We start from the raw sequence: 24,803 nt of genomic DNA, 5'->3' as shown, positions 1-24,803 counted from the left end.
CCTATGATCTAAGAAGGACATTAACCAGAGACTTTATCCGCCATAACGCAACTCTGAGATGCCCCTAGGCTAACTCAACAGCTCAACCCCATCGACTCGAGCCCCCTTCAACCTTCTTCTTGAGCCAATGAGCAATCCCGCCCCCCTTATGCTGTCACAGGCAATTGATTCTGAGCCCCTGATTGTCGAACCATCTACGTCGCTTGCCGAGGTCATCCGCTTGATGAATCAGGCTTGGGTTAACCATTGCAACTTTGGTGAACCGGCAACGGAGACGCAGCCTCCTGCGGCTAAGGTCAAACAGTCGAGTTGTGTCCTAATCATGACGGATGGGCAATTATTAGGTATCTTTACCGAGCGAGATGTGGTCACTCTAATCGCCAATGGGAGGATACAGGACGATCTAACCATTGCCGACGTCATGACCCAGTCGGTAATCTCGCTCAAAATAACAGGCACTCAAGACATTTTTGTCGCCCTGAATCTGATTCGTGAGCATCGGATTCGTCATCTACCGATTTTAGATGAACAAGACCAGCTCCTGGGTATTGTCACGCTCCGTAGTATTCGTGAAATCTTAGAACCCAGCGATTTGCTGAGAATCCGGTCGGTGAAGGAGGTGATGAGCACACAAGTCATTCATGCGCCACCCACCAGCTCTGTGATGGCGCTAGCTCAGCTGATGGCCAAGCATCAGACCAGCTGCGTTGTGATTACAGAAGCACGCCGGGCCTCGGATCAGGAGAAGGAGTCTTTGCAGCTCTTGCCGATTGGCATTCTTACAGAGCGAGATATTGTCCAGTTTCGGATGATGGAATTCAACCTAGAACAACTAGAGGTGCAAGCAGTCATGAGCACCCCGTTATTTCTGGTGGACCCAGACGATTCGCTCTGGGCTGTGCATCAACAGATGCAGGCGCACTTAGTCCGACGCTTGGTAGTAGCCAGCCACCAGGGAGAGCTGCAGGGGGTTATCACTCAAACCGATATTCTGAGGATACTCGATCCATTGGAGATGTACGGTATTTTAGAACTGCTACAACATAAACTGACGGAGTTAGAAACAGAAAATCTCCGACTGCTGCAGAACTGTACTATCCAGTTAGAACAGGAACTTGACACCAAGGAACATGAGCGCCAACAGGCCGAACAAACAATCCGGGCGCAAGCAGCTTTGCTGGATGTGACCACTGATGCGATTATGGTGCGTGGTCCTGAGCAACAAATTCTCTTTTGGAATCGCGGCGCTGAACGCTTATATGGGTGGACCGTAGACGAGGCCCTAGGACAAACCATTAATCAGCTAATCTATCGTGAATCACTGCCTGAATTTGAAGACATCCAAACAACACTCGATCAGACAGGGCAGTGGCAAGGAGAACTCCAGCAGGTGACCAAAACTGGTCAAAAAATCACAGTCGCAAGCCGCTGGACCCTCATGCAAGAGGATACGGGATATCCCCAGTCAATCTTGGTTGTCAATACAGACATCACCGACAAAAAACAGCTAGAGCGTCAGTTCTTACGTGCCCAACGTCTAGAAAGCATTGGCACCCTGGCAGGTGGTATTGCCCATGACTTAAACAACATCCTGACGCCAATTTTAGGAGTTGCCAAGCTATTACCGATGCTGATTCGCCCAGATAATACCCAGGCACTGCGGCTGATTGAGGTGCTGCAATCGAGTACCCAGCGAGGGGTTGATATGGTTAACCAGGTGCTCTCGTTCTCACGGGGTCTAGAAGGAGAACGCGGTGCACTACAGATCAAGCATCTCATTCGAGAGGTGCTACAAATAGCCCAGCAAACGTTTCCTAAATCGATTAGCATTAATAGCCGACTTGAATCGGATCTCTGGACCATTTATGGAGATGCGACCCAACTTCATCAGGTATTGATGAACCTCTGTGTCAACGCTCGGGATGCTATGCCCAATGGAGGAAAGTTGACCGTAGTGGCCCAAAATTTTCACGCCGATGACAACTATGCTCGGGTGAACTTAGAGGCCAATGTGGGCTCTTACTTAATCATTAGCGTAGAGGATACCGGTGAAGGTATTTCACCAGACATTATCGATCAGATTTTTGATCCTTTTTTTACAACAAAAGAATTGGGTCAAGGTACCGGATTGGGACTCTCTACCGCTATCAGCATTGTTAAAAGCCACGGTGGATTTTTAAAGATTTACAGTGAAGTTGACCGAGGGAGTCGATTTCAGATTTATCTGCCAGCGTCTGAGGCCTCTGAGACGTTACCCACTGTCGAAGAGAACTTACCTCAGGGACAAGGGGAGTTAATCTTGGTGGTAGATGATGAAGCTCCTATCCGTGAGGTGACTAAACGATGGTTAGAAACCTATCACTACGAAGTCTTAACAGCCTATGATGGGATTGATGCGATCGCCACTTTTGCTGAACACCAACAAGATATTGCAGTGGTCTTAATGGATATGATGATGCCCCAGATGAATGGCCCCACTGCTATCAAAACCTTACAAAAAATGAATCCTCAGGTAAAGATTATTGCCACTAGTGGCTTGCCTTCGGATAGTAATCTAGCTACCACCCTCAGCATTGATGTCGAGTCGTTTTTACTCAAGCCCTATGCTACAGAGTCTTTGCTCAACACTTTACACAAGGTACTTCGCACTTCTGAATGAGCAACTAGCTACCTTCCGGATAAAATGAGAATCTCTTTGAGTCATGTTGTTTCAATCCAAGGTTTTGTGATTACAGCTAAAGGCAGATCTAATAGCCGCTCGTTGCGATCTCACCAACAGCGACAGTCACCTACTGCTGCACTTGTCAGCTTGAAAGGTGACTATGACACCACTAAAACTGCCGCCCCCTGAATCTTGCCTGCCCTCAGTGCCGTTAATGCTTCATTTGCTTGCTTTAATGGAAATGCCTGCACTTCTGTTTTAATCGGTACCTGCGGGGCAAGTGCTAAAAAATCTTCCCCGTCTTGTCGAGTTAGATTAGCTGCCGAACGTATAGCCCGCTCTCCCCATAAATCTCATGCCTCTGACACATATTGCCTGAGATTATAAGTAGAAAGGAGAAATATCCGTTTCTTTCCTAAAAACAAACTGTTCAGCAATTTCTTCATAGAGCTGAGGTTCTAGCATCATTAGACTATAGATATTCTTATATTGACGAATATTTTCCATGCGAGTAATTTTCCAAATCTTGTTATTCTGAGATAACTCAATATTCAACAGAATAGGCCTCATATTGACACTATCTACGGTCCAGTTGCCAAGGATAGTTGCAGTAATCTGGTCTTCCATTGAAGATGCACTCAGAACTGTAAAGGCAGGATCTTTAGAGTCCTCTAGCTCCAGAAATATCTCCCATTCTGGACTACGTCTAACAGACTCAGAAAAATAGCTCAATATCACTGCGTCATCCAATTCTGATAGATGAAATGAGTTCTGTGTAGTGACTCTAGTCAATAGTTCCGAAAAGCTTGGACGGTCTACTTCTGTAACCATATGGTCAAGTATCTCCAATAGCTCGGGAAGGGAATAAAAATTCTCTTCTTCCCAATCGTCGGTAATTCGAGAAAAATCAGATTCATCTAAAAGCGGAATGGGAGCACCGAGTCCAGTTCGATCTGATTGCTCTGAAATCAGTTCAAGATGAGGCTCACCTTCTCTAATCCGGACGAGATAGCTATGCTCATACTGTGTCTTTCCTGCTTGGCTAAACAACCAAGCCTCTTCAGGTATAGGCTGATAGGTTGTTGAAAAGCTAACAACTACCTTTACCAAGCCATTATTAACTGTACCCGACTCTGAAAGCTGCTGAACACTCTCAATGAGAATGTCTTGTGGTGATTGAGACAATTCCGATGGGGATCTTGTCAGTTCAATGTGCTGTGTCTGAAGATACTGTTTCACTGCTGCGACAGCCGCATCTTCTAAATCGGTCTGAACCTGGTCAGGTTCAGGGAATCGATAGATTCGATATACTTTCTCAGACTGATCCCAGTTGGCATAATCAACGTCAAACATCCTAGATATGGCACTCCCCGGCAGCCAGTTATATCCAGGCACCCAAACCTGATCATCAATTATTTGGGGGAATTCACGAATACGAAGTGGATATCCATTTCGCATCACATTTAGATCACCCACTCTAAATGTGATGTCCATCTCATCTTGTTGCTCAACAATAACAGTTTGAGTCGCTTTATCCCAAATGTATGTTCCTCCCAACGCTTCTACAATAGGCATAATTGGGACATATCCTGCAAATCCATCTGGCTGAGTAACAATAGTTGTAACCTCTTCACCATTAACAATTATTTGGCGAGCTTCAGTTGTTTTCTCGCTCGTCAAAGGATGCCTATCAACACCTAATTGAGACTGGCCCATAAACTTAGTGCATCCAGATACCATCGGCCCCGTTGTGGCTATCATCAATGCCAGGCAAGTCATACCTTTGTGAGGCTTCATGAAATAAGCTCCCCTTCAACACCTATCTCCATCATATTAGACGTCAATTATTGTGATGGGTAATTGTCGTCTAACCCAACCTCTATAGTACTTCCGATACTGGTTCCGTGTAGTAGGATAGCTAAAGAGATTGCTATGTATACTGTTGGGGGATAATATCTGCTAGCAAACTCCCCTCACCTATGATGTTATGGATCTATTTTCCCATCCGTATCCTGGTGGCGCGAAACGCCCATAACAGATTGGGACTGTTAACAATAGTGCCTTCACCCCATCAATACCTGAATAAAAAGATGAGGATTATGTGTAGACGTCAAACAACTGTCAGGATATCGGTGACATTGAGAGTAAATCCTATGCATACCGGGTTTTCAGCAAGTCTCCGTTGAAAGTTGTTATCTGTCAGCCTTACATCATCAGGGCTTTAGGAATACATAATTCGTAACAAATAATAGAATGTCCTTGGGTTTTACCTTATCTGAGATCTTGCACCTGGCAAGGAAGCATTAACCCGCCTTGGACTCAAAGTCGCAAGGCTAACTGGCTCAAAACCGCTCAAGCGGTTAAAAAATCCCTAAAAGCTCTCTATTTAGAGCTGCCCAGCCAATCTTGTCCCTTGAGTGGACAGCCTTCAATTAGCGTTGGGTTTTGAACCCAACGTGGGTTTGAGCTTCACAACCGACCTTAGTGCAAGATCTGAGTTATCCCAGTCCGGTTTGCGTGAGTGATAAACCTGAGCATGCCATCGGTTAGGTATCCGCTGGTTCCGTCATCACTTCCTCGTTACACTGATATCGTAGTCATTTTCTTGCCCTTTATCCCATTGCGATGTCGTCTCTTCTACGCCCTCATCACTTTTAGCAGTGTCCTGCTGCTTGCCTCTCCAGCGGTTGCTCAATTGCCACATATCGTCCAACAATCCAACCACCCGACCGAAGCCGTCTTTGGTTGGCGTCCTAATGCTGAGTACCCCTGCGGCAGGCTGATGTGCAGTAATGTCTACCTCTATGGTTCAACGGGGATTAGTTTTAGCGTCGCAGGCCCAACTCAAGTAGCCGCTCCAGATGCTCAAACCCTGGATGTCGAGACCCGTTCTAAGCTTGTGCAGCGAAGCTTTCGGGAAGTGTTGCGCACAGTTCAGCAACAGGAGGAGGTTCAGAAAACCTTGGTAACGGTTAATAGTTACTGGATTGACTTGTTTCGAGTACGAACTGAGCTGCACCCAAGCACCCCCAGGGTGGAGGTGGGGTTTGAAAATGATCAGACGGTCGTGTTTTTGCCTGCTCAGCCAGAGTATAGGCTCCAGCAGCAATCCTTAGTGACTGTTAATGAGTTTGATGCGTTACATAATGGTCAAGACAAAGAACTTCTAGCCGTAGACTGGCAAGAGAAAATTCGCAACGGCCTTAGCCATAGGCTATGGGAACAATCATTTGATCAGCAGTACCCATGGGCGAGACCGCTGATCATGCTCACAGTCCTTACCTTGGCCGCTCTCCTTATCGCTAGCTTTGAGCATGTGCGTCGCTGGTTGCGTCGTCGCAAGCGTACCCTGCGCAAACGCCTCAAAGCGTCAGAAAAAGAACTCCAACAGTCAATTACGGTGGCCCCTGAGTCTAGCAACCCAGGGACCACTCAGCCCCCCGCCGACCCATCGGCCCAGCAGTCGCTCCAACTTCGCTTTGATCGGGCCTTCAATCCGCTGATTGCAGTAACCGAGGCGGGTCAGTCGATGAATCAATTGTGGATCAACTTTTCTACGGGATTTCTCAAAGAACAAACTCTACTTAAGCAACGGCTTAATCTGATAAAGTTTGTTGTGCGTTTGGTCTTTTGGTTAGAGGTGTGTACCGGCTTTGGAGCAGGTGGTGTAATTGCACGGCTATATCCGATGACCCGACCCTATGCCCCCTATCTCTTCAGCCAGGCAATTTGGGTACCTATTATCTGGCTAGTGATGGGCCTGCTCGACACGGTGGTTGACATTGAGATCGACTATCACCTCAATCAGTGGGGGAAAGTGACCCAGCTCGATGATCCCAATTCCAGCCGGGTTGCGTTACGCGTTAGCACCTATTCTCCTGCTCTCAAAAGTGCCACGACTATTTTTTTTATAGCCCTTGGCATTTACCTCACTATCCAGGCTCTGGGGATTAATCCCACGGTACTCGCTAGTGTTGGTGCGATCGCAGTTGTAGCAGCCGTTGTTTCGCGAGATGTCCTGCAAGATATGCTCAATGGTGCGGTAATTCTATGGACCGACCGATTTGTCTTGGGAGATGTGATTACAATTGGCGAATATTCTGGTCTAGTCGAGCACATGAGTTTATTTACGACCCAACTTCGCGATCCTGAAGGCCGATTGATTACTATTCCAAACGGTCAAATCTCTACTATTGCAAACCTTACTAAAGACTGGTCGCGGATTGACTTCACCATCGAGATTGCCTATGACGCTGATATCAAGCAAGCCCTTGAGCTCATTCGCACGGTTGCTGACACCCTGTTTGCCGATCCCCGATGGCAAGACAAAATTCTAGAACCCGCTTCTGTTCTTGGTGTTGATCACATCTCCCATGCTGGTATCTTGATCCGAGTATGGATCAAAACCCAAGCGATGCAACAATGGCCCGTTGGACGAGAGTTTCGCCTGCGCCTTAAACAAGCCTTTGACAAGGCCAATATTCAGATTGGTCTGCCGCAGCACAAGATTGTGTTGGGCCATGGCATAGATCCTGGTCAAGCCACCAGATAGACCCATGGCAATGACACAAAACAGAACAGAGAACCGCTTTGGTCTAACTATATTTATAATTCCCTATTTATAATTCCCTAACAGCGCCATAATCCAGAATATGTCCGAATTATGGCGTTTTATACTGAACGCCGCCAAATCTCTTACACCTTTCAAGTCATTGAAGACGATGGGGTGAATGCTTTTGCCACATTGGGAGGATTTGTGTATCTCAATACAGGTTTGCTACAAACGGCAGATAATGAGGCACAGCTAGCCAGTGTGATCGCCTACGAAATTGCCCACGTAGACCGTCGTCATGCGGTTCAACAACTGCAGCAGGCAGCGATCGCCCAGGGCATTTTGACGGCAGGGGGGGTAGATCAAAGTGCAGCGATCGCACTCGGTGTGGAGTTAGCCCTACATCGCCCTAACAGCATTTTGTAGGCTAACGTTCGCAATACGACTCCCATCGAGAACTATCAGCTTTCCCAGTTACAGGGTACTTCACCTCTTGCATAACAACTCTTTAGATGAGTTAAGAAATCAGAGGTGATTCCGACTTTGTCTGCACGATATAATAACTCAAGATCATCAGCGATATACGAACAAATCTCATGGTGATTGGTGATTTTTGACAATTTCACGAAAATATCTTCTGAATCAAAAGGTTCTTCTACTTCTGGGACGGCTCCATTCTGTGTACACCAGGCATTGTCAAAGCCACCCGAATCTCGCTTATCCAAAATTTCATCAAGCTCTGAGGAACTTAAATGCACTAAATTTTCGATGAGTTTGTCCATAGAATGGATACACATTGATTTCCTATGTTTTACCAATCAAAAAGACTGCTATAGTTGCCGTTGCCAACACTGTCCAAATACCTTTATGCCAATCCCATAATCGCCGTCCATTAAAACTGAAAAATGGAAAAAATGGCATAACAATATCGAACAGGATCAACGGTTTACCTACTAAAAACAGTATCTTTAGCCAGGCGGTAGAGAGTAAACCTAACTGAGATATCGTCCAAGCACCCCATAGGATGAGCAACACCGGAAGAGTGCCAGCTAATGCCATTCGACCCAACTTGGGCAGCAAGTCTCGATAGCGCCACTGGGTTGTTGTGGGATAAACGCTGCCGGGTATGGGGTACATTGCCCCCGCAAAGACTAGAGCGATGGCTGCACTGAGCATAAATCCGGATTCCCAGGCACGAAACCGTACTGCCAACCCTTGCTGGCGTGCCATCAGCACCATGCCCAAATATCGCACACCAAACAACAGCATCACTATCGGTGGTAGTTGCCACCACATCCATGGATCAACTGCTATGGAATCGCCCAGTCGCCACCACATCAATAGCCCAATCAGAGAGTTGGCTATAATCGTGCCCCACCACTGCAATGTGGGACTATCTGATGACTGCGGGGCAGGACGTGCCCATATGAAATGACCTAGATCAAAATAATGAGAGAGCTTTGCCCATACAGCAAATGTTGCTAGACCATAGCGTCGAAACTGCATTCCAGGGGACAGGATCTTAAATCCACGGGTAGAAAATAGTTTACTGGAGCTAGTATTAAAACCCTCAACGGTAACCAGAATCTCATCACATCCCTGTTGCTCAAAGAAATCAAGCCCAGCTTCAACCAGACGCTGCCCCACCCCCTGACCACGCACCTCTGGTGCTGTAAATAGCCATGAAATCGAGCCTGCTTTACGATGGTGGGGGAGGGCAAACAGTTTGAGGATAATCGCTCCTAACAGTTGACCATCTCCCTCGGCAACTAGGACGTTGGGTGTCCATGAAAAAGCCAGTTGATCGGACACTGAAAAAGCTCGACACATAAGAGCATGTACACTGCGTCGCTCGTTATCTTCTATGGGACGAATAACAACATCGAATACTTGAGCCACAGTGTACTTCTCCTGATCGGTGTGGTTAACGATGCCCCATCAATTGTACGCGCATCTGAATAAATTGATCCGCCTTAGACTTGATCAAGCGTTAGGGGTCGAGGTTGTTTTCCATCAATATCAGTAATCCCATAATCCATAGCTCATTGGGCGGCAACTAAAACCTTGCCTGATTTTGCCATGATAGTTGGGGCTAATGCCAAAGCAGCAATTACTCTTCCTAAAAACTGGGGAGACTCAGAATTACTTAACTCCAGGTATTCTGCTGCTCGCATGACTCTGTCCGTTCGAACCAATCCCGGATAAAGAGAAACCACGGCTACTTGATAGGACTGCAAATCATGTGCCGTGTCTGCCGTTAACCGGTCGGTGGCTGCTTTGGATACACCGTAGCAGACAGGGTTTCCTTATTTTGATGGTTTGTTACGATAGATTCAACGCCATATCTTCAGTTCACATTCCCCTTTTTTAAGTTTGAGGACAAACCATAAGGAACTTGTGACGCTCTCTAAAGCGGATCCCCCCACAAGTTCCTCAACTTTTTTGCTGAAACTTGGAAGTAAGCAATGGGATGTATCTTCGCCGCCAATGATGACGGCTCATAATTCTGTTGTGTGCAACGGTGACCGAAGACTAACAGACACTCTTTGTAGTATGTGGGAGGTTTCCTATGTTGAATCAAAAAATTGTTCTTCTAGATGGCTCAGGCGTAGGTGATAAATCCCTATCCCTGATATTAGATCTTCTGTTGAATGAGCTGCACCGTAGTGGCGCAACGGTGCAGACTTTTCCATTGAGAGACATCAAGATGGGCACCTGTATCGGCTGCTTTGGCTGCTGGGTAAAAACGCCGGGCATCTGTCTGGAGCCTGATGCAGGGCGTGATATTACTCAGGCAGTCATCCAGAGTGATCTGACCATCCTCTTTACTCCTGTTACATTTGGGGGATATTCATCGGAAATCAAAAAAAGTCAAGATCGCCGGATACCGCTAGTTCTTCCTGATTTTGGCATTTATCATGGTGAATTTCATCACCACCCCCGGTATTCAAAAAATCCGCGACTGGTCGGCATTGGCGTCCAGCATCAGTCGAATGACGCGGAAGCCAACCTGTTTAAGCTGCTGGTTGGGCGCAACGCCCTCAACTCTCATGCTCCCACCTATGCTGCCGACGTTGTCTTAAGTACGGATGCTCTAGAAGATGTGCGCCAGCAACTTCAATCCGTGCTGGTTAGAAATGATAATCTTCCGTCAAGTAAGGTGGTTGCCTCGCTAATGCCAGCAGTGACAGCTGGCGTTGACACTCCAACCCTGGGTGGCCCAGGTCGGGCTTTGCTGATCATCGGTAGCCCCAAGGTTAAATCCCCCAGCACCTCCGGCGTCTTGGGCGGATATGTGTTGGCGCAACTCAATCAGCGGGGGTGGGAAACCGAGTCATTAACACTCAGGAAAAACCTTTTACAGGGCGAGGGGCAAGCGGAATTTTTGGCGGCTGTGGACCGAGCTGAGCTGATACTGTTGGCGTTTCCACTGTATGTCGATTCACTCCCATTCCTGGTGATGAAGTCACTTGAGGTGATGGCTAAGCATCTCTCCACCGACCCACCGGAAAGTCCGAAACGGCTTTTTGCGATCGCTAACAATGGATTTCCCGAAGCCCATCACAATGCGCTAGCGTTAGCCATCTGTCAACGCTTTGCCATTGATACGGGGCTGATTTGGTTAGGAGGGCTGGCTCTGGGAGCCGGAGAAGCTTTGTTTGGAGGTCAACCTATCGAGGGAACTGAGCGCGAGGGGCCACCAGTAGAGCATGTTATCCAGGCCCTGGATATCACCAGTGCAGCCCTGGCGGATGGGCAACGGGTCCCACCTGAAGCCGCCAAGCTGATGACAAAAACACCGATTCCCTTTATGCCCTTCAGCCTGTGGCGATGGCTGTTTATCCAATTGGCCCAACGGCACTGGCGGCAAAGTGCGGCTGAAAATCAAGTTGGCGAGAAAGAACTGTTCGCCCAACCTTATGCAAGAGTAAGGCCATGACTACTGGTGATTTTTGATGTGATGGCATTTGATGTGATGGCGTCACTCCGTTGTTCAGTTTAGGCTTGATCAAGTGTTAGCGGTCTAGGTTGTTTTCCATCGATATCAGTAATCCCATAATCCATGGCTAATTGGGCGGCAACTAAAACCTTACCTGACTTTTCCATGATAGTTGGGTCTGATGTCAAGGCCGCAACCACTCTTCCTAAAAACTGGGGAGACTCAGAATTACTTAAATCCAGGTATTCCGCCGCTCGCATGACTCTTTCCGTTCGAACCAGCCCCGGATAAAGAGAGACCACTGCCACTTGATAAGGCTGCAAATCATGTGAGGTGTCTGCCGTTAACCGATCGGTGGCCGCTTTGGATACCCCGTAGCAGACGTTGCCACTATACTTTTGTCCTGCCCAATGCGAAATATTGACGATGAGTCCTGACTGTTGAGTGACCATTATTTTCGCTGCCAGACGACTGGCGATCCAATGGGCTCGAACCCCGGCAGCAAACATGGAATCCCACTGTGATGAGAGTTGCTCCCAGAAGGGATACTCCCAGACATATTCCCCCTTCTCGTTGAACAGGGTTTCATACCCACCCCACACGTTATTGACAAGGATATCAAGGCGGTTTTGATCCTGTTCAATTTGCTCAAAAACTTTCTTGACTTCACTGTCGTTTGTATGATCGCAGCGAACAGCTATGCAGATGCCGCCTTGCTGTCTGATCTCTTCTTCTGTTTGCTGAAGTCCGCCAGGAAGCCCATTCTTACTATCTCCCTGATTCATTGTTCTTCCTGTGACATAAACGGTAGCTCCTGCTTCCGCTAGGCCAATGGCAATTCCTTTGCCGTTGCCACGGCTTGCCCCCGTCACCAGAGCAATTTTTCCTAATAGTTTGTTCGTTCTCATTGCCATTCTCTGTCCCATAAATCAGACTACGTCTTCAGTTTGCCCGACCCAATTTTTAAGTGTGAACGCAAAATATGAGCAACTTGTGAGGTTATGAGGTGAACCTATCGTCTAACTGAGCTGATGTTTGGCAGCTCTGGCGTGCCAAACTCTTCTCGTCGCAGGATAGAAATATGCTCACCAGTAGAGGTTTCTGTTGAGTCAATCATGTAACCGGTTGGAGTGTTAAATTGAAACCACAATTGCTCACTCAACAATTCAGCCAGTAATTCTCATCAATCATGACACCACAAGGCAAGGTTAACAAACGGAGTTACTATTTAGATATTGCTCGGGGTTTTGCTGTATTTGGCATGTTTACCCAGCATTGCATGATTGTCCATGAAGTGTCTGGCGGCGAAGGAGACAGCTTATTAGCGAATCTTTTTGTCCTCTTAGGGACGGCTCCCGCTGCTCCAGTATTTATGCTACTGATGGGAGCATTTTTAATAAAATCAAAGGCAAGTACGCGCCAAAATATGTGGCGGGGGATTAAGCTACTGATACTTGGGATTATTTTAAACCTACTGCGATTCACGATTCCTGTGCTCATCGCGATATCGCTATATGGCAGGGATAACCTTAACTTAGCTGAAGGTGAGACTCTTCTAACCCTGCTATTTGCTGTTGATATTTTTCATCTGGCTGGCTTATCTCTAATTTTCTGCACCTTGATCAAAAAAATAACTGATCAAAAAAATACGATACCTTTGCTGATTCTCACTGTACTTTTAGCTTCTCCGTTCTTGTGGGGTAGGTTCAGTAGTAATCCATTTTTTGATCCTTTTTGGGGCGAGGCTAACACTATCTATTTCCCATTTTTTCCATGGATAATTTATCCACTATTGGGCATGTATCTCAGCCGGTATTTGCTCAGTGGTGACAGGCTCAAGAGTAGCCTACGGAAAATGGGCTGGTATGGTTTTGCCCTAAGCGCTTTGGGAGTAGTTATATTTCTTTTCAGTGCTGTTGGAGTTTTAGCATTCGATATTCTTTCCCCTACGGGCGATTACTATCGAAGTGGCGCAAGCATCCATTTGTTAATGATTGGGTTCGTTTTGGTATGGTTTAGCGTTTGCCATTGGCTTGAACAAACGTTGAGTATTGAAAATCGAATCATCAAAGTGTTGATTTATTGGAGTAAGAACGTTACCGCAATATATTTTGTGCAGTGGGTGCTTTTGGGGTGGAGTATGTTGCTCCTTGATACTAACAAGCTCAATGCCGTTGATGCAGCACTCGTTGGCTTAATTGTTCTTTTGCTCACCCATTTTTCCGTAAAGCGGGCGGGTGTGAGAAAATTATTTGCGTGGGTTTAGTTCTCTACTCCAGCAGCAAATAGAACGCTGCGATCGCAAGCAGCACCGTCATATACGAGACTACTTTGTGAATAGCCGCAATCACTGTTGGTGCTGATTTGACTGCACTCAGCACGCTACCCGATGCAATCATGACAACAAATGCCAGAACCGCAAGTGATATAATCAGCCATGCGCTCCCCCCCAATGCTGATGTCTTGTAAATTTTGTAGATGTTTACCCCAAGGAAGATCAGTATTCCAGTTGCAACCAGCTTATGCGCTGTAAAAAGAGCCACACCATATGGCCTACCGAAATGGGTCAAATAGAAGCCGGTTCCAAAAACCAGCAGAAATGCAACTGCTACACCGATCATGCGCAAACCGTTTTCATTCATCGTCTTTTTCACTAGAAAAGAAGCCGCTTTGCGATCATTTTGTGATCATATTCATGGGTTGCTCCTTCTCACATTGTTAAAACATCAGACTGGAATAATCCCCAGAACACCCAATATTGCCACGATAAATCCAACCACTCCTAGCAGGCTAAGATACTTTAGCTCTTCCCTCACATAGCGAAAAGCACTAAAAAAAGAAAAGAACGAAAAATAAAATAGAAATGCCGGAATATCTTGAACAAATCCTAGAAATCCCAGAAATCCTAGAAATCCCAAAAAGCCAAGCCAGGACTTCTTTCGATTGAGGTTGTTCCGATTTAAGTTGTTCATATCGTTCAGCTCAAGTTGGCGTTCTTATCCCTTCAGTATGAAAATAAAGCATGAGGAACTTGTGAGGAAATCACTCACTGCTGACTAGCGCCGTATCATGGGCTAGGCGACCGTCTTCCATGTGGACAATGCGGTCGGCAATGTCGAGAATGCGGGTGTCGTGGGTGACAAGCAAAATTGTGCCGCCTTGTTGTTTAGCTAAACGCTGCATAATGTCGACCACATCACGGCCAGATTTACTATCGAGCGCGGCGGTGGGTTCATCGGCAAGGACAATTTTAGGTTCGCTGACCAGGGCTCGTGCGATCGCAACCCGCTGTTTCTGCCCCCCTGACAAACTATCTGGATAATAATCCATCCGATCTCCCATACCAACCGCCTCCAGAATCGCCTGAGAGTGATGAATCCGGTCCTCAAGCGACAAATTCTCATGCAGCCGCAGTGACATGCCCACATTCTGCTGAGCCGTCAAACAAGCCAACAAATTATGAGACTGAAAAATAAATCCAATCTGATTACGCACCTGCACCAGCTGCTGTTTACTCGCCCCAAGCAACTCTTGCCCCAGGATATTAACACTGCCTTCCTGCACAGACCGTAGCCCCGCAATCAAGGTCAGCAGCGTGGTTTTGCCACTGCCAGACGGACCAGTTAACAGGACAATCTCCCCTGCACAGATATCTAAATCTACATCAAACAAAACCGGCTTGCGTAATTCACCCTTGCCAAAGGCATGGTTGAGATGACGAACGGTAACAACAGGTTGAGAAAACATGGTTCCTCCTAAAAGACATCTGCCGGATCCGCAGACTGCAGTTTTCGCATGGCAATTGCGGCTGAAATCATGCACATTGCCACCGTGGCCGTAAACACTTGCAATGTCACCCCCAATCGCATGCCAAGGGGAATCTTCGTTAAATAAGCCAGTAGCTGATACATCCCTAACGAAACCCCATAACCAGGCAAAAAACCTAATATCGCTAGAATCGCCGCTTCTTGAAAGACCACCATCAACAGTTTTCGATCAGAGTAACCCATGGCTTTAAGGGTGGCATATTCTGGCAAATGGTCGTTAACGTCGGAGTACAACACCTGATTAACAATCACAATGCCAACCACCAGGCCCATAACCGCTCCAAAATTGAAGATAACCCCTGAGGGTTGACTCGCCCAGAAGCCGACCTCAATTTGAATAAATTCTTCAGGGGTAAGTACTTTAACCTCTTTGGGTAAACGGTTATCAAGGGCTTGTCGAACAGTTTCAAGATCGGCATCAGGTTCCAGAATTAATGCCCCTACATTGACCGTTTCCAAACTATCTGGGCCAGTAAAGCGTAAATAGTTGGAATCGCTGGTAATTAAATGCCCCTCAGTAAAAATGCTACTCCCTAAGGTAAACAATCCTTCCACCTTAATGCGATGTCCTGAGAGTTCGGTGGTTACCGATTTGCCTTGAGCCAGGGTCTCTGCCACAGGGCCAACTTTGGGTTGAGTTTTTCGATCAAGCAAGATTACATTGGGCAGTTTAATCTTGTCGAGCTGCTGATCAACTTCGGGTAAATCCAAGACAGGATGGGCAGGATCAAATGCGAGCACCATCACATCAGTGCTTTCGCCATCCCAGGGATTTATCCACGCACCCCCACCAAAATAGAACGGCTTAGCAGAGGCCACCCCTTCAACAGCATTGGCCTGATATAGGTGACGTCGAGAGAATGTTTGCCCGAAGTACAAGGCCTCTGTACGCTGGCTCAGCAACACCAGATCGGCCCGCAGATTTTTGTGGACAAATGTGGAGCCCTCAAACAACATGCTCTGAAAGCCCAGCATTGTGAAAATCAAAATATCGGCAAAGGCCACTCCCGTTAGAGCAACCAATAAGCGTACTTTTTGATGGCTCAGCTGCGCCCAGCCTAGGGGCGGTTCCTGACGTAAATGCTTGAACAATTTCTGGAAAGCAGGGGACTTCATCAGCCCACCTCTCAACGTTCTACATTGATTGTGATGCGTACCTGCAGATTGGTGAGACCTGCCACCTTATCGTTATCGTCGGGATCAATCCGCACCTTCACTTCAACCACCCGCGCATCTTTATCCGCCGCCGGATCAGCATCGATCACATCTTGTTTTTTGATTTGCATGCCCACATGATCAACCGTGCCTCGGATTTCGCCGTCAAAACCACCATGTTCGCTAATCACGGCAGCCCGCTGTCCTGGCTGTACCAAACCCACATCGGTTTCATAGACTTCTGCGATCGCATACATCTGAGCGGTGCGCCCCAGTTCCACAATGCCCTGGCTGGTATTGACCTGCTCCCCCACACGGGTGTTGATTTTCAGAATTTGACCTGCCACCGGTACCCGTACATAGTAGTCTTCCAGTTCAGCTTTGATGCGATGGACCTGTGCGATCGCATGCTCCACTTCTGCCTGGGCTACGTGCAAGTCAACCGGACGAACTTCCTCAAGTTTGGCCAATAAGGCCTGCTCATGCCGAATCCGTTCTTGCAGAGTGGATACCGTATTTTCTAAATGGGCCTCAGCTTCACTTAAGGCTGCTTGAGTCGTTTCGAAAGTCTCCTGTCGTTCATCCAATGCGATCGTTTCAACAGCCCCTGATTGATGGAGCTGGTGATACCGCTGATAGGTTTGTTTCGCGTGTCTGAGTTCAGCTTCAGCACTGGTAATTTCAGCCTGTCGTTCAATGGTTTCAGTACGGAGCTGGGCTTTGAGCTGATTAATCACGGCTTGTTGGGCGGCGATGTCTGCTATCTTGGCATCCCCAGTCTCAATTTGGGCTTGTCTGGCCTGATAGATGACCACATTCTGTTGTGCCTCTGTTAATTCGGCCTGTTTTTTATCCAGTCCTTGCAAAACGGCAATTACCTCGCCAGCCTCTACCCAATATCCTTCTTCAACAAAGAGCTGATTCACACGACTATCCTGAGCATTCGCCACCGAAAGCTTAATCACCTCGCCTTGGGGTTCTAGCCGTCCCAGGGCAGTCACTGCTTTAGCAGGAAGAATTTCGACCTGGGTATCCTGCGCCAATTTCTGCTCTTGTGCCTGAGACAGAACAAAATAGGTACCTGTTGTCCCCACCAGTAGGATGGCTATCGTACCTGTGACCCAATCCTGGGGAAATAGTTTGCGATGAAGAATACGAGCCATTGTGCCAACCCTCTAATGTGGTGTTGACTTTGTTGACGGTTTAGAATCTCCACTTAGATTTTACGTTAGAGTAAATATACTTAAGAGGGAAACCTTACAAGTCTTATCGCTATCAAATTCAATACTCCCAGACACCTGGGTTAAAGCTCAAATATCGCAGCACCGAGGAGAATTCCATGGATCGCGAAGAGCTATTAGAACGATACGCGGCTGGAGAACGAGATTTCAGCAAAGTTAATCTGAGTGGAGTAAATTTGGCTGGAGCAAAACTCAGCGGTATTAATTTAATCCGGGCTGATTTGTCCCATACTATTCTGGAAAATGCCAATCTGAGTGGTGCCTTTCTAGTCATGGCCAATCTGAGTGGTGCGAATTTACGCAGGACCACTTTGATTGTTGCCAATTTAAGTGGGGCCAATCTTAAACAGGCCAATCTGCAGCATGCTAACCTCTGTGAAGCAGTGCTCACGGGAACGCTTCAGTCCCAGATTGATCTATCTTCAGCCAGTCTAAAAGGAGCCATACTGGCTGGTGCAAATTTACAGCAAGCAAATTTACAGCAGGCAGATCTACGTGGGGCCAATCTCTATGGGGCTGATTTGCAAAATGCTGATCTCAGTCAGGCCAAGCTGACACGCACCAACTTACGTGAGACAAATTTACAAGGAGCAATTTTGCCTGAGATCCGGCTGCAGGAGATTCCCCTGTTGGAACGATTGAGTAAGCCTCAGCATTGGGAGACACCTTGGTAATTGCTATGAAGATAAAAGTTACTTCATAACCTCCCAAGCACGGAGCTGTTCTAGCACAACATTGATGGGATAAGCGATCGCAATCTCGCCTGTCTTAGGTTGGAATCTCCTCAGACCTATTTCCTAGATGGGACGCAAGAGACCCCAACCATCATCTTTATCCTTGAGCCACTATCTAAACTTCGTCATCCTCAAAGATCAAGATTTGGCCACGAAACTCCACATCAGGTATATCCCAAACATTAGGTAATCCGGCCCTCCTTCGAGGCCGACGCAAAACATTGGTGCCGCAATGAATTTGGCCCTCGCGGATGTGATAATACCAACTATCTACAAAATGAATAGTGACCCCTAAATGAGCTGCGATCGCGGCTGTAAACAACTCAAACAGGTCGACCATACCATCATTCACCAAGAGCCGTGTATGATCGCGGCGTAAAATACCACGTGCGTCAAAATGACGCCTGTTGGGGATAATCAATCGGCGTTGAATTTCACTCTCTGAGGCACCGGGGAAACTATCCTTAAAAGCATCAATCACATCTTGTTGATCCATTAAGCCACCATAGGACGCTCGAATGGAGCCAATGGGGCTGAACAGGTAAGCAGGAGATACTTTTTCAATCCAGTAATGGGCGCGTGTCATACGATGTTGCCTGATCAGTCGATGGCCGACCTGGGCACGGATGGTACCTGGCACCCCAACGTCTTGCATCGCTGCTTGAACCACTGCCATGGCATCCCTGGGTCGCATACGTGGGCCGTAGGGCTTAGGAACCAGCAGATGATTGTTTAGGACTTGCATATTTGCAATATCCGGCGAATATGCGGTCGTGGGCTGTTGCCAAAATGCTTCCTGAAAGCGATTGATATCATCTACCCTATCCCAGAGAACAGGAATAGGATAAATAGGCACCCCTAACTCTCGTTGTAAATGTACACGGCTTGGCTGTAGAAATTCGCTGTCAATAAAATCATTGGTACTGTTGTTGCGGGCATCACGCTCTGCCCAAATAATCTCAAAGGGGGTGATGTCAGCCGGATAACGACGCGGCGGTCCTTCCCCTGGGACATAGCCAATTCGGTGTATATTAAACCCATTTCCAGCACTCAACCCTTCGGCTAATTTAATGTAAATAGCAGGCGGTTCGTGGGATTCGGGTATCTGACCACGCTGGGCGGGAGGATGGTTGTGTAGCCAGGCTTTACCGCGAAAAAGCCGCGTGACCGGAGAACTGCCTTCATTCATCAACCGTGAAAGTACACCGGAGGGGCGGTTGCGGAAAGTATCAGGATGATTGGCAGGTAGCCCAGCCCGATAACGGGTTTCAGCTCGCTGTAGAAGGGCCATTGCTGCCCGTGATGAGGCGTGCAGAACAGAAAAGTCGGACCGTCCATGTGGTACAACAGCCATCATCTCGTCTATGTGACCAACCCGCAGCCATGCCGTATTAATCTCAACAATGGGTTGTTTTTTCTGTTTGGCGAGTACGCGCAGTAGATCGGGATCGACAAATTCACTGCCGTCACCAAAGATGAAATTACCAATGATTATCTTGCCAAGCGGAGCACCAGGAACGGGCGGTGTCGATTCAACATTCCCGCCATAGTTCGCTGAGCTATTCATCTGATTGGCCCGATCAAAGAGGCGTTCTGCTGTGTCGCGATTTATTGTAGCGGTCTGTCCAGCAATCTCAGATCGAAGGCCTAAGTCTCTACCACTACCACCGCGTACGACAGTAAATTCAGTAGTTACCTCATCTACAAGGCTCTCCGCTGCTTTCTTCAACCCTCTGATCAGTTCTGCCCGTTCTGGTCTCGCTTCATCAATGGCATGGTCGAGGGTTTGATTTAATCTAGCAAGCTCCGATCTAAGTCTGCTGAGGGTATCAACCCAAAACATCACATTAATTTCTTGCCAGGTGGTGTCTATTAATTTCCCAAAGTGATTAAGTCGTTCCGCTACGTCTAGAATTCGCAGTACTCGCTTAGCCCAATCGGTAACTGCGCGAAAGTCAATCCTAAGGACATTTCCATCGGTGGTATTAACGACGATAATCCGGTCCCAAAGATCGTTGTAAAGTCCAATATTGCGTGAACGAAAATGGCTGTTGACAAAATCTTCCAGGTTGTCAGTTACGGTTGCGTTTGTATTTTCATGACGTAGACGAGGAAGATGTAGTATGAGCTGTCGAAAGTGATTTGGCCCTTGTAAAAAACTGTGCTGATACTGGTCCTGCAGCCAGGTATCACCATTGCTAATCTCAGGTGGCACCTGGACCATCGGGACCGCCGCCGCCCGTGTAGCATTCTGAACATCAACAAATGACGGATGATTGGCATCGGTGTTGACCATGTAGAGCCGTACCGCTGGTGCCTGTCGATCATCCAAGATAAAGGGGGCAACTGAGAAACGACCGCGATCTTCCTCATGGACTCTGCCAAGGTTATCAACTCGAAATAGTATGAGTTCGAAGCGAGTCTCCTCACGGGCATCTGCTCGATAGGCGAGCTCGAGATTAGATAATCGCCCAAAACTGGCCCCTGCAATCGTCCGAACTTGGAGTGTAAGGTTTAAGCGACCATTAGTGGGGATGGGAGGCAGTTCAAACACCTCAGGCTCTGCTAGCCGCTGGGGAATGATCTGACCTGTACTGTCGGAGAGGCGAATACGGGTATGCATAACACCAGGACAACGGATATGAAGACTCTCGTTGGGGCCAAGCGCACCAGCTATCACTTTAATTTGCAGGGGGACTAGTTCATCATCACCACTGTTGGCGGTAGCTAAGCTGTAATCGGCCCGTGGAATTGAGCTGCTGGAGACAGCAGCAGGTAAGCGACGCTGATCGCGGTCAAGATTCGGAACCACAATGGCACCTGGCCAGTTCTGGCGGGCAGTTCGCTCACGCGGGTTTCCCGTGAGTCCTCCATCACGGTCAAAGTCAGCATGGAGCTCAATTCCAGGCATGTGAAACACTCCTTTACAGCGCTTACGGTTCTGGTTCAAATAAAGTCAGTTCCGCTCTATTTTTAATGCTTTCTAGCATTGTCGGTATCTTATGCCAGCTGTTCTTAGTATGATAACTGTTCTTATTTTTTGTTGATCATTAAGTTCCGAGAAGCCAACTCTTTGTTTTTTCTCCGATTAAGTAATGCTGCGCAAAATGCCGTCAGGTATTAAAAATGCTACAAAACCGTCAAAATGAGGCTTTACTAATAGCTAGCAAGAATATAATTTGTAACATGTAAGTTACTAACATCAATTTTCGCGAGATATGATATCTCTAAGACCCTATGCCTGAGACGAATTCTCTGAAATAACAGTTATGTTTGCAGTGGCTGTTACTTGTTCAAGTGTGCTTTAAACTTCAATAATTTTCAATAATTTAGCTGGAGGCCTACTTATGAGACCTGAAAGCTCACCAAATGACCTGTTTAGGTTTGTTCAGCTGCGTCCACCTATTAGTCTGGCTGAAAATCAATTTATTCCGTTGGTAGCGTCGACGAATTTCTTTACGCAGATGCAAAGTGCTACAACGGTCACTGAGAGGCAATCCATTGCCGATACTTATATTGCTAATAATTCTGAAAGTGGGCTGTTTGTTCGTTCCCCTGAGCAACTTCACCATGGCACAGCTATTCAAAATTCGATAGCCACCACCTCAGACGCGGATGAGCCTTCTACAGATTTGTTTATTGTGACGCTTACAGGTTTGTTGGAAATAGCGGATATCTCTGAACTAGCAAACGATGCTACGTTTCAACAAGATAGGGTGCGTTTATCTGACACACTTTTGGCAAGGATGTTCACCACTAATTCATTGCCAAACCTGAGTATCTTACAAAACATTTATCGCGCTTACTATCTTATTGTCCAGACTGCGGCTGAAGAAGATATACAGCTATCCTGGGACAGATTTTTGCGCATGTCCATTATTATTCCAGAGGATGCCTTAACGTCAGTTGTCAGCTTACGAAAAGCAGCTTCATCGGAACCTACTGTAACTGCTGTCACTATTCAATCAGAAGATACGACGATTGATCGAAAATCTCAGCTTTATAACGCTTATCAAGAATTAATGAGATGCGATCGCAACCAGAACCTGATACAGCCAGAATCATCTGAAGTAAACACTGAAGGGACAAATGTTTTTGCGCTAAAGGAGACTGTCGTCAACAGTTTATCGACTGAGACACGGGCGGTGCTTGAATCACAACAGATTGATCCAGAAAATACGCCCATTCATGCCATCGTGATGGATATATATACGACGCTTCAGCAAGAGTCGTCTGCGATCTCATCTACCAGTGTAGATCCTAATGCTCAACCGCAGATTGCTCGCGTAATTCGTCATGCAGAGCTTGGCAGCACCCAGAGAGATATTCGTCCTTCTGGAGTCGGTAATCTTCTTGTCGTTAAGCAACAAATTAAGCGCTATGAGCCTACGGAAGTCGCACATATTGAAAATATTTTATCTGGTGAGGCAAAATCAAGAGAACAGCGTGAACTTCAACTGGTTGAGGAAACATTCTCCAATGTCTTTGAAACAACCCGTGAAGAGCAGAATGAACTCGAAACCTCCCAGCGATTTGAGTTAAATCGAGAGGCTTCTCGAACTATTCAACAGGATCAGAATGTAAATTTCGGTGTCAATTTATCGGGTAAATATGGGCCATATGTTGAGTTTTCTACCAATTTCGAGTTAGAGACCAGTCAATCAGTTGAGGAAACCAATAGCAACTCAACCAGCTATGCCCAAAATATTGTTGAGCGTTCGCTTGAGAAGATAGTTGAGCATATTCGTGAAGAAAGAACACGGCGAATATTGCGAGAAGTTGAGGAGAAAAATACCCATTCCTTAACCAATAGTGGGGCGGAACATATTCGTGGGGTCTATCAGTTTGTAGACAAAATTTACGAGGCTCAAGTCTTTGACTATGGCATCCGCATGATGTATGACTTCATGATTCCGGAACCAGCCTCTTATTTGCATTATCTCCGTAATCAGCCAGATAGTGAGCTAGAGTTACCAGATCCTCCTCCTAGGTTTACGCTAACCTCTCATACGCAAATTACTGAGGCCAATTATGGCTCTGAAGCAGCTAAGTATGGCGCTACTGAAATTGATCCCCCACCTGATCCTTATGTATTAGCATCTGCAGCCATTACGAATGAGGGTGGTGATGAAGGTGGTACGCCTCGGTTTGCAAAAACGAAAGAGCTCACCATACCAGAAGAATATGGCCCTGAAAGAGTGGAATATGCGGCTCAAGCTACCACTGACGATGACCTAGCGATTACAGTGCTGATCGGATCAAGATTTCACCGCATTACGCGATCACAAGGTGGAAATTGGCCTGGATTCCCACAATATATCAGCTTAGATTCGGGGCATTATAGTTATCCACAAGGTACGCAGCTATCAGTAGGGGTATTTGTTTTTGAGAGTCGTACCTTTCTTGTTGATATCACCATATTCTGCAAACGCAGACCTGAAGCTTATGAACAATGGAAATTAAAAACATTCCAAAAGATTCAACAGGCCTATGAGCGACGGGTGTTGGAATATGAGGAGAAGGTAGCTGCTATCAGAGCGGAGCAAGCCTTGGCGCAGGCTGCAGCGGAAGAAGAAAGAAGTTTTGGGGCTCCACCGTCTCTCAATCGCATAACGGAGCGCAATGAACTAAAGAAACATGCCATATCTATTGTCACCGGTAGCCGTTATGAATTTATCAATGCGGTAATGGATGGTGCTCCACCTATTTTTGATTTTGATGAAGCGCGGAAAGAAGGAAGTTTGATCCGATTCTTTGAGCAGGTGTTTGAATGGGAACAAATGCAATATGTGTTTTACCCATACTTCTGGAGCCGTACCAATACCTGGGAAGATCGGTTTACAACCGACAATCCAGATCCGCAATTTCGTGAGTTTTTAAAGGCAGGTGCAGCTCGGGTCGTGATTTCTGTACGCCCAGGGTTTGAAACAGCGTTACAACATTATCTAGATACGGGTAAATTGTGGGATGGCCAGGGAGAACCACCACAAATTACCAGCCCTCTCTATGTATCGATTGTCGATGAAATTAAAGAACGTACAGGGGCACCACAGGGTGAAATTCTGGTTGGTGAACCGTGGGATATTCGTGTTCCTACTAATTTGCTTTATGTACGAGCCAACGATGATCTGCCAGCCTGGGTCCAGAACCCTCCAGGGAGCTGGCAGTGGGAATCAACAGATTCAGAACCAACACCTGCCCTGGCTATTATGGGCTTAGCACTTGTAGATGCTCAAACTCAAGCAGATATCCAGTCAATAGAAAATGGTGATGTGATCAGCATTAATGATATGCCATCTATGATTAACCTAAGGGCAATAGCTGATCCGAAATACGTTGGTAGTGTGGTTTTGAATCTTAACGATGGCCAACAGACAAGAACTGAGAACACACGTCCTTATTTCCTTTACAGTAATAATGGAGTTCAACCTGTATTAGGAAATTATACGCTAACTGTAAAAGCTTTTTCCAAGCCAGAAGGTCTTGGAATAGAGGGCAGAGAGAGAGTTGTTCAGTTCTCATTTATAGAATAATTTTTGAAGAACTTAGGCAGTCGAATTTACTATAGGGCACCTCGATTAATTCAAAAATAGAGTCTCAATATGAGATCATGGTTACGGATTAGGGTTGACAGGGAGACTTCTGATGGGACAACAAGGATTTTGGGATTTTGAGACCCGTCATCAAAAGCT

At 46.8% G+C, this 24,803-nt stretch carries 17 protein-coding genes and 3 pseudogenes; 7 read left to right on the top strand and 13 right to left on the bottom strand.

What is annotated here, in order from left to right:
• Positions 1-127: 127 nt before the first annotated feature.
• Entirely contained in the window at positions 128-2,659 is a 2,532-nt protein-coding gene (locus tag QGP82_RS25025; protein ID WP_499061364.1) for a CBS domain-containing protein, read from the top strand.
• A 161-nt stretch (positions 2,660-2,820) separates the two neighbouring features.
• Here the strand turns inward: QGP82_RS25025 and QGP82_RS25020 are convergent.
• Positions 2,821-3,012, bottom strand: a pseudogene (locus QGP82_RS25020) (alcohol dehydrogenase); the annotation flags it as partial.
• Positions 3,013-3,043: 31 nt separating this feature from the next.
• Complete coding sequence (locus QGP82_RS25015) at positions 3,044-4,378, bottom strand: stalk domain-containing protein (RefSeq protein ID WP_499061363.1); 1,335 nt, start codon at positions 4,376-4,378, stop codon at positions 3,044-3,046.
• Between the two features lie 820 nt (positions 4,379-5,198).
• Between QGP82_RS25015 and QGP82_RS25010 the strand changes: the two genes are divergently transcribed.
• Positions 5,199-7,214, top strand: coding sequence for a mechanosensitive ion channel family protein (locus QGP82_RS25010; protein WP_499061362.1), 2,016 nt, complete (start codon positions 5,199-5,201; stop codon positions 7,212-7,214).
• 123 nt (positions 7,215-7,337) lie between these two features.
• Positions 7,338-7,631: pseudogene (locus QGP82_RS25005) on the top strand (M48 family metalloprotease); the annotation flags it as partial.
• Between the two features lie 44 nt (positions 7,632-7,675).
• On the opposite strand, the gene QGP82_RS25000 reads toward QGP82_RS25005, so the two are convergent.
• The 4 genes and pseudogenes from QGP82_RS25000 to QGP82_RS24985 all read right to left on the bottom strand — a co-directional run.
• Entirely contained in the window at positions 7,676-7,996 is a 321-nt protein-coding gene (locus QGP82_RS25000) for an immunity protein PIM1 family protein (protein WP_499061360.1), read from the bottom strand.
• A gap of 22 nt (positions 7,997-8,018) precedes the next feature.
• Positions 8,019-9,113 (bottom strand): GNAT family N-acetyltransferase, encoded by a 1,095-nt coding sequence (locus QGP82_RS24995; protein WP_499061359.1) that lies wholly within the window; start codon positions 9,111-9,113, stop codon positions 8,019-8,021.
• A gap of 143 nt (positions 9,114-9,256) precedes the next feature.
• The gene (locus tag QGP82_RS24990; protein WP_499061358.1) at positions 9,257-9,388 is read right to left on the bottom strand and encodes a hypothetical protein; all 132 of its coding nucleotides are present in this window, start codon (positions 9,386-9,388) and stop codon (positions 9,257-9,259) included.
• A 3-nt stretch (positions 9,389-9,391) separates the two neighbouring features.
• Positions 9,392-9,499: pseudogene (locus QGP82_RS24985) on the bottom strand (SDR family NAD(P)-dependent oxidoreductase); the annotation flags it as partial.
• 284 nt (positions 9,500-9,783) lie between these two features.
• Between QGP82_RS24985 and QGP82_RS24980 the strand changes: the two are divergent.
• Entirely contained in the window at positions 9,784-11,154 is a 1,371-nt protein-coding gene (locus tag QGP82_RS24980) for an NAD(P)H-dependent oxidoreductase (RefSeq protein WP_499061357.1), read from the top strand.
• A 59-nt stretch (positions 11,155-11,213) separates the two neighbouring features.
• On the opposite strand, the gene QGP82_RS24975 is transcribed toward QGP82_RS24980, so the two are convergent.
• Positions 11,214-12,062, bottom strand: coding sequence for an SDR family NAD(P)-dependent oxidoreductase (locus QGP82_RS24975; RefSeq protein ID WP_499061356.1), 849 nt, complete (start codon positions 12,060-12,062; stop codon positions 11,214-11,216).
• A gap of 281 nt (positions 12,063-12,343) precedes the next feature.
• Here QGP82_RS24975 and QGP82_RS24970 point away from each other — a divergent pair, with 281 nt between their 5' ends.
• The gene (locus tag QGP82_RS24970; RefSeq protein ID WP_499061355.1) at positions 12,344-13,420 is read left to right on the top strand and encodes an acyltransferase family protein; all 1,077 of its coding nucleotides are present in this window, start codon (positions 12,344-12,346) and stop codon (positions 13,418-13,420) included.
• Positions 13,421-13,424: 4 nt separating this feature from the next.
• Here the strand turns inward: QGP82_RS24970 and QGP82_RS24965 are convergent, their stop codons facing one another.
• From QGP82_RS24965 to QGP82_RS24945, 5 genes are all read right to left on the bottom strand, one after another.
• The gene (locus tag QGP82_RS24965; protein ID WP_499061354.1) at positions 13,425-13,796 is read right to left on the bottom strand and encodes a hypothetical protein; all 372 of its coding nucleotides are present in this window, start codon (positions 13,794-13,796) and stop codon (positions 13,425-13,427) included.
• Between the two features lie 84 nt (positions 13,797-13,880).
• The gene (locus tag QGP82_RS24960) at positions 13,881-14,126 is read right to left on the bottom strand and encodes a DUF3796 domain-containing protein (RefSeq protein WP_163669273.1); all 246 of its coding nucleotides are present in this window, start codon (positions 14,124-14,126) and stop codon (positions 13,881-13,883) included.
• A 70-nt stretch (positions 14,127-14,196) separates the two neighbouring features.
• A complete protein-coding gene (locus QGP82_RS24955) occupies positions 14,197-14,901 on the bottom strand; it encodes a DevA family ABC transporter ATP-binding protein (RefSeq protein ID WP_499061353.1) in 705 nt (234 codons plus the stop codon).
• A gap of 8 nt (positions 14,902-14,909) precedes the next feature.
• Positions 14,910-16,097, bottom strand: coding sequence for an ABC transporter permease DevC (devC, locus tag QGP82_RS24950; RefSeq protein WP_499061352.1), 1,188 nt, complete (start codon positions 16,095-16,097; stop codon positions 14,910-14,912).
• An 11-nt stretch (positions 16,098-16,108) separates the two neighbouring features.
• Complete coding sequence (locus QGP82_RS24945) at positions 16,109-17,299, bottom strand: HlyD family secretion protein (RefSeq protein ID WP_499061351.1); 1,191 nt, start codon at positions 17,297-17,299, stop codon at positions 16,109-16,111.
• Positions 17,300-17,475: 176 nt separating this feature from the next.
• Between QGP82_RS24945 and QGP82_RS24940 the strand changes: the two genes are divergently transcribed.
• Positions 17,476-18,051 carry a pentapeptide repeat-containing protein gene (locus tag QGP82_RS24940; protein ID WP_499061350.1) on the top strand — a complete coding sequence of 192 codons (576 nt, stop codon included), beginning with the start codon at positions 17,476-17,478 and terminating at the stop codon, positions 18,049-18,051.
• A gap of 175 nt (positions 18,052-18,226) precedes the next feature.
• Here QGP82_RS24940 and QGP82_RS24935 read toward each other — a convergent pair whose 3' ends face one another.
• Positions 18,227-21,022 (bottom strand): protein-arginine deiminase family protein, encoded by a 2,796-nt coding sequence (locus QGP82_RS24935; protein WP_499061349.1) that lies wholly within the window; start codon positions 21,020-21,022, stop codon positions 18,227-18,229.
• 436 nt (positions 21,023-21,458) lie between these two features.
• On the opposite strand from QGP82_RS24935, the gene QGP82_RS24930 reads away from it, so the two are divergent.
• Complete coding sequence (locus QGP82_RS24930; protein ID WP_499061348.1) at positions 21,459-24,644, top strand: hypothetical protein; 3,186 nt, start codon at positions 21,459-21,461, stop codon at positions 24,642-24,644.
• The last annotated feature ends 159 nt before the right edge of the window (positions 24,645-24,803 follow it).

Origin of the sequence: Leptothoe sp. LEGE 181152 (assembly GCF_032906605.1) — a bacterium.
GTDB classification, from domain to species: Bacteria; Cyanobacteriota; Cyanobacteriia; order Phormidesmidales; family Phormidesmidaceae; genus Leptothoe; species Leptothoe turfae.
Note: the sequence above shows the minus strand (reverse complement) of the source record. Positions and strands in the feature narration are given on the sequence as shown.